General features: G+C 68.9%; 8 protein-coding genes. 7 read left to right on the top strand and 1 reads right to left on the bottom strand.

Annotation, left to right across the window (positions count from 1 at the left end):
* Positions 1-1,192 (bottom strand): ABC transporter substrate-binding protein (locus tag VD972_RS01275; protein WP_324979511.1); only part of this gene is annotated, 1,192 nt, incomplete at its 3' end.
* Between the two features lie 55 nt (positions 1,193-1,247).
* On the opposite strand from VD972_RS01275, the gene VD972_RS01270 reads away from it, so the two are divergent.
* From VD972_RS01270 to VD972_RS01240, 7 genes are all read left to right on the top strand, one after another.
* Entirely contained in the window at positions 1,248-3,488 is a 2,241-nt protein-coding gene (locus VD972_RS01270) for a DUF2169 domain-containing protein (RefSeq protein WP_324979509.1), read from the top strand.
* Positions 3,485-5,428, top strand: a complete 1,944-nt coding sequence (locus tag VD972_RS01265; RefSeq protein WP_324979506.1) for a pentapeptide repeat-containing protein — start codon at positions 3,485-3,487, stop codon at positions 5,426-5,428. Before VD972_RS01270 ends, VD972_RS01265 begins: the two co-directional genes overlap by 4 nt.
* Positions 5,429-5,497: 69 nt before the next feature.
* Positions 5,498-6,382 (top strand): DUF3540 domain-containing protein, encoded by an 885-nt coding sequence (locus tag VD972_RS01260; RefSeq protein ID WP_324979503.1) that lies wholly within the window; start codon positions 5,498-5,500, stop codon positions 6,380-6,382.
* Positions 6,383-6,394: 12 nt separating this feature from the next.
* Complete coding sequence (locus VD972_RS01255; RefSeq protein WP_324979500.1) at positions 6,395-6,805, top strand: DUF4150 domain-containing protein; 411 nt, start codon at positions 6,395-6,397, stop codon at positions 6,803-6,805.
* A gap of 13 nt (positions 6,806-6,818) precedes the next feature.
* Positions 6,819-8,294 (top strand): type VI secretion system Vgr family protein, encoded by a 1,476-nt coding sequence (locus VD972_RS01250; protein WP_324979497.1) that lies wholly within the window; start codon positions 6,819-6,821, stop codon positions 8,292-8,294.
* A gap of 29 nt (positions 8,295-8,323) precedes the next feature.
* Positions 8,324-9,748, top strand: coding sequence for a hypothetical protein (locus VD972_RS01245; RefSeq protein ID WP_324979494.1), 1,425 nt, complete (start codon positions 8,324-8,326; stop codon positions 9,746-9,748).
* A 42-nt stretch (positions 9,749-9,790) separates the two neighbouring features.
* The coding region (locus tag VD972_RS01240) for a serine/threonine-protein kinase (RefSeq protein WP_324979491.1) at positions 9,791-11,274 on the top strand (1,484 nt) is incomplete at its 3' end.

Genomic DNA, 11,274 nt, shown 5'->3' with positions numbered 1-11,274 from the left:
TCACGGTCGTGGTGAACTCACGCCGGCCCTCTCGGATTCTCAGGATCACGGCGGGCTTCACCGGATTGCGCGCTGCGTCGAGAGTGATGCTCCCCGAGACGCTGGGGAAGTCCTTCGTCAGCGCGAGCGCGTCGCGGATGGCCGGGCCCGTCAGGCTCTCAGCCCGCTCCATCGCCGCCAGCGCCACCCGGGCCGCGTCGTAGCCCAGGGCTGCGGCAGTATCGGGCGCCCGGCCATGGCGCGCCTGGTACGCGGTGGAGAAGCGCTGCAGCTCGGGCGAGGGGTTGTCCACTGCGTAGTGCGTGGAGTAGTAGCTGCCCTCCAGCGCGTTCCCAGCCAGCTCGAAGAGGCGATCGGAATCCCAGCCATCGGCGCCCAGGAGCGGCAGCGTCAGCCCTACCTCGCGGGCCTGCCGGCCGATGGGGCCCACCTCGCCGTAGAAGCCTGGGAGGAACAGCGCTTGCGGCTTCCTCTTCTTGACCGCCAGCAGCGGGGCGCGGAAGTCGGTGTCGCCCTTGGAGTAGCTCTCGACCGAGACAATCGTCCCCCCCAGCCTGGTGAAGGCCTGGGAGAAGGCGTCGCTCAGCCCGAGCGAGTACGCGTTCTTTCCATCCTGGAGGATGGAGATGCGCTCCAGCTTCAGGTGCTCGCGGGCAAAGCGCGCCATGACCTGGCCCTGGAACGGATCGATGAAGCAGGTGCGGAAGATGTAGTCGCCCTTGCGAGTCACATCCGGGTGGGTGGACGAGGGCGTCACCATGGGCACACGGGCCGCCTGCGCAATGTCGGCGACGGCCATCGAGTTGGAGGAGGAGACGTCGCCCAGGATGAGCTGCACCCGGTCCTTGGTGACCAGCCGCTGCGCCGCGCTCACGGACTCCTCCAGGCGGCCCTGAGTGTCGTAGGCGCGCAGCTCCACGCGCCGGCCCTTCACTCCCCCTGCAGCGTTCACCTCGTCCACGGCGAACTGGATGCCGTCGCGCACCGGGGCTCCGAAGGACGCCTCGGGTCCCGTGAGGCTCCCCACCGAGCCGATCACGAGCGGTCCTTCCTCCCTGGGAGCCGGAGCCTGCTCCAGGCGGGCTTGGGGTGTTCCCGTATTCCCAGCGGGCTCCTGCAAAGGCGATGCTTTCCGCTCACAGGCGAGGACGCCCAGAACGAGGAGTGCGGGCAGCGAAGCGAAGCGGCGCATGGCAGGTTCCAGGTGTGGGGGGGCCATCTAGGCTATACCTCCAGGGAAGGAAGTCATGGACATCGTGAAGGACACCGTCATGGAAGTGGGGTACCTGGTGTGGCAGGTACGCCCGCCGCGCCCTTCGTTGACGGTCGTCGCCAAGGCCACCTTCAGCCTGGCCGCGGACGGCCCCAGCGTGCTGGCCGAGGAGCAGCACCCGGTCTCTGGCCCTGTCTTCTATGAGGACGATCCGCAGCGGAGCATGCGCCTGGACACGGATCTGGCCGTCTGGAAGACGCGGGGCGAGTGCTTCCTCGCAGGCACGTGCCACCCGCCTGGCGGCAAGCCCGCGAGCACCTCCGCGGTGTCCTTCAAAGTCGGATCGGTGTCCAAGACGCTGGCCGTGTTCGGAGATCGGGCCTGGTCGAGCCTGGGAGTCTTGAGCGCGCCCAAGCCCTTCACCGCCATGCCGCTGTGCTACGAGCGCAGCTTCGGTGGGCCCTCCATCCCCGCCAACCCGCTGGGCAGCGCGGTCCCCAACATCGAGGATCCGCGCGAGCTCATCACCTCGCCCCGCTCGCGCCCGAAGCCGGCCGGTGCCTTCCCCATTCCCCCGGACTGGAAGAGCCGGCTGAAGCGGGCCGGCAACTACGACAAGAAGTGGCTCGCCACGCGCTGGCCCTACTTCCCCGAGGACTTCGACGGCAGCTTCTTCAACGCCGCTCCTGAGGATCAGTGGATCGAGGGGTTCTGGAAGGGGGACGAGGAGATCGTCCTCCAGAACCTCCATGCGCAACACCCGGTGCTGCGCACGCGGCTGCCAGCGCTGCGGGCCCGCGTCCTCCTTCAGGAGAAGGGCACCGGGCTGCGCGAGGTGCCCCTGCGACTGGACACGATCACGGTGGACGCGGACGCGGGCCTCGCCTTCGTGCTCTGGCGCGGCATGGTGGAGGTGAAGACGGAGACGCTGGAGGAGGTGGACTCCCTCTTCGTCGCTCACGAGCCACTGGGGGCGCCGCTCTCCAAGGAGGCCCTCCAGGCTCGCTTCGAGCAGAAGCTCGCGGAGCGGCAGAAGGAGGAGGAGGACTTCGAGCCCGAGGCCCCTCCGCCTTCGCCCCCGCCGCCCAAGGTGGCTGCCGCCGCGCCGGTCGCGGAGCCCGCCACGCTGGATCCCGCCGCGCTCGAGGCGAAGCTGAAGAAGCTGATCGCCGTGCCGCCACCGAGGCCCCCGCCCAAGGCCGCGCCTCCCTCCGCCCAGAGCGCCGAGAAGCTGCGGAAGGCCTTCGCAGCGATCGGTGTCGAGCCGAGCAAGGAACTCCAGGCGCTCCTCGCGGAGATCGAGGCTCCCGATGAAGCCACCGAGCTCACGATGCCCCTCGTCGTGGAGGCGGAGCCTCGGGAGCGGCTGATGCGGCGACTGAAGGCCCACGAGAGTGTGGCGGGCCAGGACTGGAGCGGGGCGGACCTCTCGGGGTTGGATCTGCGCCGCGTCGATCTGAGCGGGGCCATCCTCCAGGGGTGCTCGCTGCGCAAGGCGAGGCTGGACGAGGCGAAGCTGGGCGGGGCAGTCCTCGCTGGTGCCGATCTGACCGAGGCGAGCCTGAAGGGCGCCAGCCTCGAGGGCGCCGATCTCACCCAGGTGCGTGCAGCCTCCTCGCGCTTCGAGGAGGCGAACCTCGAGGGCGCCACGCTGAGCGGAGGGGACTTCTCCGGAGCCTCCTTCCAGAAGGCAAAGTGCGCGGGCGCGCAGCTCGTCAAGGCACGCCTGTCCAAGGCGGATCTGAGGGAGGCCTGCTTGGACGAGGCGGATCTCTCGGAGGCCCGGCTGGAGGACGCCCGGCTGGAGGGCGCGAGCCTCCAGGACACGGAGCTGGCAGGGGCGGATGCCACCCGCGCCAACTTCGATGGTGCCAACCTCACCCAGCTCCGAGCCTCGCCGGGGGCCCGCATGGCCCAGGCGTCCTTCAAGCGCGTCCAGGCGGCGAAGTCCCGCTGGGGTGGGGCGCTCCTGGACGAGGCGGACTTCAGCTTCTCCGAGCTGGAGAGATCGGACTTCAGTGGCGCCTCGCTGGTGAAGGCTCGCTTCAATGGGTGCAACGTGCCCAACAGCCGGTTCGCGGGGGCCCGCATGGTGGGGACCTCGATGCTCAAGGCCAACCTCTTCGAGGGACTGTTCGAGGCCGCGGACCTGTCCCACGCCGATCTCCGCGGAGCCAACCTCTTCGGCGCCGAGTTCTGGAAGGCCCAGACGGGCTCCACGCGGCTGGAGCTGGCCATCCTCACCCGGACCAAGCTGGCGGATCGCGTCCCATGAGGGTGCTGAAGACGGTAGAGGAGATCACCCGGGCGTGTGAGGGTGACGGGCTGCGGGAGGTCCTGGTGCAGGGCGTGAACCTCGCCGGCTACTCATTCGCCACCCACCCGCTCGTGCGCGTGCGCTTCGAGGACGTCAACCTGCGCGGCGCGAGCTTCGTCGAGGCCCAGCTCGTGGAGGTGGCCTTCCGGGGAGTGGATCTGCGCGAGGCGGACTTCTCCCGGTGCCTGCTCAACGCCGTGGATCTGGCGGAGGAAGGCGCTCGACGGGTGGACGCCTCTGGGGCCCGCTTCACGGACGTGGATCTCTGCGGCGCGCGCCTGGGGAGGGTGTGCCTGGCGGGTGCGCACCTGGAGCGCGCTCTCTTGACGGACGCGGATCTCACCCGGAGCGACCTGACGGGAGCCTTCCTCGCGGGCGCGGACCTGTCGGGGGCCCAGCTGGTGGAGGTAAACGCCGAGGGTGCGGACTTTCGCGGCGCGGTGCTCCATGGCGCCATCCTGGAGCGGGGACGCTTCTCCAAGGCCTGCTTCGCCGAGGCCCGCCTCACTGCCTGCAACGTGAAGGGGGCTGTCTTCGAGGGGGCGGATCTGGAGGGGGCCCACCTGAAGCAGACCGCTCTGGCCGCGGCCGCCGTCCTGCCCACGCGGCTCGCTCGGGCGCGGATGGCGGGACTGAAGCTCTCCCGGGCCTCACTGGCGGGGGCCCAGCTGGCGGGCGCGGACCTGCGCGGATCGGATCTGCGAGAGGCAGTGCTGGATCGGGCGGATCTCTCCGGAGCTCTTCTGGATGAGGCGGACCTGGGTGGCGCCCACCTGGAGCGTGCGGATCTCAGCGGGGCGAGCGCGCGCAAGGCTCGCTTCGAGAATGCCTCGCTTCAGCAGGCCAAGCTGACGGGCGCGGAGCTGACGGGCGCGAACTTCCAGGGCGCCACGCTCACCCGGGTGGTGATGGAGGGCTGCCGGCTGGAGGGCGCGGATCTGCGCCAGGCTCGGCTGGAGGGAGTGGAGCTGGCGCGGCTGGCCCTGCCGAACGCCAACCTGCAGGGCATGGATCTGCGGGGGTTGGATCTCTCCCGGAGCGATCTGGCGGGCGCGGTGCTCTCGGGCGCTCGGCTGGAGGGGGCACGCCTCGAGGAGGCGTTGCTGTCAGAGGCCTTGCTCGATGGGGCGAAGCTCTCGGGCGCGTGGCTTGCCGGCGCGCTGTTGGAAGGAGCAGACCTGAGGGGGGCCGATCTCTCCAAGGCCCACCTGGAGGGCGCCCAGCTGGCGGGGGCGAAGCTGACGGGGACGAAGCTGACGGGAGCGCGGCTCGTCGGCGTGGACATGGACGGGGCCGAGCTGGAGGGCACCCAGCTTCAGGGAGCGGATCTCACCCGCTGCAGCATGGTGGGCGTGCGCGCCGCGGGGCAGGACTTCTCGCGCTGTGAGCTCACCGACGTGGATCTCTCCAAGGCCGAGCTCACCGGGGCGAACCTGTCTGCCGTCTCGGGCAAGCAGGCCAACTTCTCGGGCGCCAACCTCACCGAAGCGAAGCTGCGCCAGGCCAAGCTCCGCTCGGCCGACTTCTCCAAGGCCCAGCTGGAGCGGGCGGATCTGTCCCAGGCCGATCTGTGGCAGGCCCACTTCCGGCATGCGAACGCGCTCAAGGCCTCCTTTGCCCACTGTCGCCTCGACAAGGCCTTGTTCGTCCACGCGGATCTGCGCGGTGCCAACCTCACCCACATTGAGGCACCTGGGGCGGACTTCTCCCACGCCAGGCTGGAGAAGGCCGACTTCACTTCGGCCAACCTGGGAGGTGGGCGTCTGCACCGCGCAACGGATGCCGGGACGCGCTGGACGCAGGCCGTGCTGACGGATGTGGACAGGACGGATCCGGCCCTGGCGGCCGCCGAAGACTTCAAACCTGGGGGGTCAGGTGGCGCTGCTCCTGCGAAGTGAGCGGGCACGTCTCTCTCCCAGGTGTCCTTGCTTCATATCGAACGAATCCAGGAAGATCCGGAGACGCCCATGCAGAAACCCCAACACCCTCTGTCTGACGAAGCTCCGCCGCTCGAGGTGGCACCCACGCTGATCCCCGCCACGGTGAAGTCCGTGTCACACGGCCGCGTCTGGGTGGAGGTGGAGGGGCAGGCTTCTGTCTCCGCTCTGGTGGCCGTGCCAGCCCCCTACGCTCCTCGCGCGGGGGACTCCGTCCTTGTGGCACCTGGCCGCGGAGGGGAGCGGTACGTGGTGGGCGTGCTGGTAGCGCTGCGCGAGGCCACGCCTCCGCTGGTGCTCCGGGATGGGACGAGCGCCGCTGTCTCCGAGGGGGCCGAGGGTGAGGTGCTCTCAGTGCGGGACGCCTCCGGGCGGCTCGTCTTCGAGCATCACGCGGCTGCCCACCGCAGCGTGGTGCATGCCACGGGCAACCTCGAGCTGCGCGCGGACGAGGGCGGCATCCTGCTCTCCGCGAGGGACACGGTGCGTGTGCACAGCGCGCGCGAGGTGCGGGTGGAGTCGGATCACTCGGTGCGGCTGGGCACCACCCCGGCGGGCGATCGCCCCGCCTCCTCGCTGGCCATGGACGCGCGTGGCACGAGGCTGTCCACGCCGCACCTGGAGGCCCGCGCGGACACCGCCCGGGTGGAGCTGGAGGAGGCCTCGCTCACCGCGCGGGCGATCAGCACCACCTGCGAGACGGCGCGCCACACGGTGGACGTGCTGGAGGTGCAGGCGGGCCGCATCCTCGAGCGTGCGGAGAACGTCTACCGCGACGTGAAGGAGCTGGCCCAGACGCGCGCGGGCCGCGTGCGCGTGTTCGCAGAGACGACCTTCCACCTCTTCGGCCGCCGCACCCTGTTCAAGGCCAAGGAAGACCTGAAGCTCAAGGCGGACAAGATCCACCTGGCGTGAGGAGTACCACCCATGTTTCCGGCTTCAACCAAGGGCGGGGGGATGTGCTTCGCCTTCCCCAACGTCTGCAAGACACCCGCGGCGCCGTCTCCGCTCCCCATCCCCTATCCCAGCATCGGGCAGTGCTCCGGCGCCAGCGGGGACAGCTGCACCCAGAAGGTGAAGATCCTCAACAAGGCGGTGATCCACAAGAGCTCGGAGATCTCCTCTACCAGTGGAGATCAGGCCGGCACGCTCAAGGGCGTGGTCTCCTCGACCAGCAGCGACAAGGCCACCTACAAGACGTCCGCGAGCAAGGTGATGGTGGAGGGCAACGAGATCGTCACCCACCTGAAGATGGTGGCGCAGAACGGCTCGAACGCCAACTCGCCCCCGGGGACGCAGGTGGCTCCCAGCCAGACGAAGGTCCTCATCGCACCGTGAGTCTGGAGCTCTTATGGCCGAGACGTTTTCCGAGAATGAAGTGATGTTCATCTCCTCGGCCCTGGGGCCGGGAGAGCTGCTGCTGGAGCGCATGAAGGGCCGCGAGGCCCTCAGCGAGCTGTACTCGTTCGAGCTGTGGCTGGCGGGAGATGGCGAGGCGGCGCTGGCCGCCGACACGCTGCAGGACGTGCTGGGGGGCACCGTGGGCATCGCCTTCGGCAACGGGCACGAGTACCCGCTGTGGGGCGTGCTCCGCGAGATCGAGCTGGTGGCCCGGGACGATGGGCGTGTCCCCCTGTACCGCGCGGTGATGGTGCCGCGGCTCTGGTACACCACGCTCACGGTCCGCTCGCGTGTGTACCAGGAGCTCTCCGTGCCGGACATCGTCACCGCCGTGCTGAAGGACTCGGGCATGGAGGAGGCGCACTTCGAGATGCGGCTGGAGGGCACCTACGCCAAGCGCGACTACGTGGTGCAGTACCAGGAGTCGGACTTCCAGTTCTGCTGCCGGCTGCTGGAGCACGAGGGCATCAGCTTCTACTTCGAGCACACGGCGGACGGTGAGAAGGTCGTCTTCACCGACGCCAATGCCAACTTCAGCGCGCCGGCGGGGTACGAGCAGATCCAGTACCTGCCGCGGGCAGGCGTCACGGATCCCGGCGAGTCGATCTGGTCGGTGACGTACCGGGCGCACATGGTGCCGCAGCAGGTGACGCTGCGCGAGTACAACTGGCGGACGCCGAGCGTGCCGCTGTCGGCCCAGCAGAAGGTGGAGGATCAGGGCCGCGGGCTGCAGATGCTCTACGGGGAGCACTTCCGCGATGCGGGTGAGGGCAAGCGGCTGGCGAAGGTGCGCGCCGAGGAGCTGAAGGCGCGCCGCGAGGAGTACACGGGCAGCAGCCGCGTGCGGGCGCTGCGCAGCGGGCAGATCTTCGAGCTGATGGGCCACCCGATGGGCCAGTTCGATCAGAGCTACCTGGTGATCGAGGTGAGGCACGAGGTGGATCAGCAGCGCGTCTCTGGAGAGAGCGGGGCCGCGCAGGGGACGCAGGGGTACTCGAACACGTGGGTGGCCACTCCCTCCACGGTGCCCTTCCGGCCGGAGCGGCGCACTCCCAAGCCACGGATCACGGGGATCGTGAACGCCGTGGTGGACGGCACCGCCAACGGCGCGGCGACCCCCATTGACGAGCTGGGCCGCTACAAGGTGCTGCTGCCCTTTGACGCCTCTGGCAAGGCGGGAGGCAAGGCCTCCCGGTGGATCCGGATGGTGCAGAACTCCAGCGGCGCCGGCTACGGCACGCACTTCCCGCTGCACGTGGGCACCGAGGTGGCCCTCGCTCATATCAACGGGGATCCAGACCGCCCGATCATCGTCGGCTCGGTGCCCAACCCGGAGACGCTCACGCCCGTGATCGCGGACAACGCCACCCAGAGCGTCATCCGCACCCGCGCTGGCATCCACATTGAGTTCGAGGACGACGCGTGAGCGTCCGTGCCCTCACGAGGAGCTAGACCATGCCCCCGCCTCGCCCGACCAACTACGACAGGCAGCAGGATCAGCAGAACCAGCAGGCCAACCAGCAGCAGGATCAGCAGAACCAGCAGGCCAACCAGCAGCAGAATCAGCAGATCCAGAACCTGCAGAACCGGCTGACGGGGGTGGAGACGAATGTCGTCGAGCAGGGGGCGCAGGCGTCCACCCTGCAGCGGCTCCGCATCCACATTCCCAACCCGTACACCCACTTCCTGCTGGGGCAGCGCTCCCCGACCAACCCCACGTTCGGCTACAACGGCGTGTCGCTGCAGACGGACGAGAACTTCTTCTTCGACATCAAGAAGCAGTCCGTCTTCCAGAGCGAGAAGTTCGTCCTGTTCCAGACGAAGGACATCTGGCAGCAGGTGGCTCAGAAGCTCATGGAGCTGAGTTCTCCCACGGCGGTGAAGGTGGTGGGCGGCCAGGTGTTCGTCGGGGCCATCGAGTCGCCCAAAGCGCCGGTGTTCAACCCCAACAATGGCGAGACGCTGCAGGCCGTTGCTCCGAACAACCTGCAGCCCCTGATGGAGCAGGTCCTGAAGTCCGCGGGCACCTGGGACACGGTGGCCTCCATCCTGGGCATCCTCCACTCGAGCGTCTTCCTGTCGACGCCCGATCCCAACCTCAACTCGTGGCTGCCGTTCCTCGAGAGCCTCTACGGCATCGGCAAGGATGCCTTCGGCTTGCTCCCGGACTCCGGGGGAGCCGCACCCTCCAAGGACGTGAGCATCTACGGGCAGAGCGGCGTGAGCGTGCTGACGCCGGCCAACCTCATGTTCGTCGCCGAGGGGGACATGAAGACCTTCGCGGGCGGTGACACGGGCATCACCAGCAAGAGTTACAGCACGCTGCAGGCGGGCATCGGCGCGAAGTGCTTTGGCGGGTTCAAGGCCTCCGTGGAGGCGGGCCTCTACGCGGAGGTCAAAGCGGCGAGCACCGTGGGCATCGCCTCGCTGCGGGGCACGGCAGAGGTGAAGGGAAAGGTCATCGCGCTTGGGGCGCATGCACCCAACCTCGCCCAGGTCGCCACCCAGAAGATCGAGCTGAAGGCCACCCAGGAGATCGACGTCGACTCCATGCAGAAGGTGCACCTGAAGTCCGGCGAGAAGACCCACATCGAGGCGGACACGGACATCGAAGTCAAAGCGAAGGACGCCGCCCGGATCCACGTGGGCGACTACTGCATCGAGATCAAGCCGGACGGCATCAAGATTGGGAAGGGCAGCAACGGCACACCGTCCGATCCGATCATCACCATCGCCGGGGAGGAGATCGCCATCAGCTCCAGCGGCATGGGCACGAAGATCACCAAGAGCCGAGTGTTCATCGGCAAGGCGGGCACCAACATGACGGTGTCGGACTCGGGCAACGTCTTCGTCAAGGGCAGCGTCATCAAGCTGGGGTGATGAGCGCTGGCCTCCAGCGCCGCCGCGCCTCAAGATGTAGGCATGAGCCGCCCAGAGTCACTGTCCCCCGCTGAGTCCACCGCCGCCCGGTCCGATGCGTCGTCCGCGACGGCGTCCGGCTGCGCGGTGTGCGGTGCGCCGCTCTCGGGGACGCGATGCGGGGCCTGTGGGGCGGCGGTCCGGCCCGGGGGCTACACGGTGCGGCGGTTGATCGCGCGCACCCAGCACAGCCGTGTGTACCTGGCGCGGAGCCCGGAGGGGCGGGAGGTGGCGCTCAAGGAGTTGCTCTTCGCGCAGGTCCCCGGGCCCCAGGAGGTGGACGCCTTCGAGCGCGAGGCGAGGATCCTCGAGGCACTCTCCCATCCGCGCATCCCTCGGCTGCTGGGTCACTTCCAGGAGGGGGAGGGCGCCTCGCTGCGGCTCTACGTGGCCTCGGAGTACATCGCGGGCGAGACGCTGCTGGAGCGGCTGAGCCACCACACCTTCAGCGAGAAGGAGGCCCAGGACATTGCCCGCCAGGTGCTCGAGCTCCTGGTGTACCTGCATGCGCGCACGCCCCGGGTGCTCCATCGGGACATCAAGCCCGCCAACATCATCCGGCGGCCGGACGGGACGCTTGTCCTCGTGGACTTCGGCTCCGCGCTCGAGTCCGCGCGGGGTGCCACGGTGGGCTCCACGCTCGTGGGGACCTTCGGCTACATGCCCCTGGAGCAGTTTGGTGGCACGGCGGATGCCACGAGCGATCTGTACGCGCTGGGCGCCACTCTGGTGCACCTGCTGGGCCGCACGCCCCCCGCCGATCACTTCCAGCCGGACCAGGGGCTGGATCTCTCGCACCTGGAGGCCCCCGCCCTGCGGCCCTGGCTGCGGAAGCTGACGGCGCTGCGGCCCGCGGACCGGTATCCCAGCGCCGTGCTCGCGCGTCAGGCCTTGGAGGCATTGCGGCCGGGTGGCCAGCCGGTGCAGCAGGGGGAGGTGCCTCTCGCGACTCCCTCTTCGGAGGCACCCGCCGCCTTGGCTCGGCTCTCACGAGAGGCCCAGGCCGCCCGCGCAGCCGTGTCCGAGGTCCGAGGGCGTCAGGATCGCCGGGTGCTCGGTGCGGCAGAGAAGAAGGCCCTGGCGATGGAGCGGAGGAAGGCCCGGCACGAGGACGACCGGCTCTCGTTTCTGGATTTCTGGCGGATGGGCTCTCACTGGGCGACGACGCCTACTCAGTTTCCCGTGCTGGGCTTTCTGGCGGGTTGGGGTGTGTACATCGTCGTCAGTGTCTTCAACCTGGTGAAGGTCCCCGACCTGGAGTCGCTCAGTGGCATCCTGCTTGTGCTGGGGCTGATCCTCACGGCCTACCTGGTAATGGGGGTGCCACTGGCGCTCAAGGCCTTGCGGTGGAGGAGTGCCTTCCGGCGGCTCCCCTTCGCGCTAGAGGGGCTGGGCCAGGTGGTGCATCGCGGGGACGAACAGTGGACGCGCTTCACTCGCTGCACGCTGCGGCTCGTCTTCAGGGAGCAGGATCTGCCGCCCGCCTC

The organism is Hyalangium sp. (assembly GCF_035629615.1).
Lineage (GTDB): Bacteria > Myxococcota > Myxococcia > Myxococcales > Myxococcaceae > Hyalangium.
Note: the sequence above shows the minus strand (reverse complement) of the source record. Positions and strands in the feature narration are given on the sequence as shown.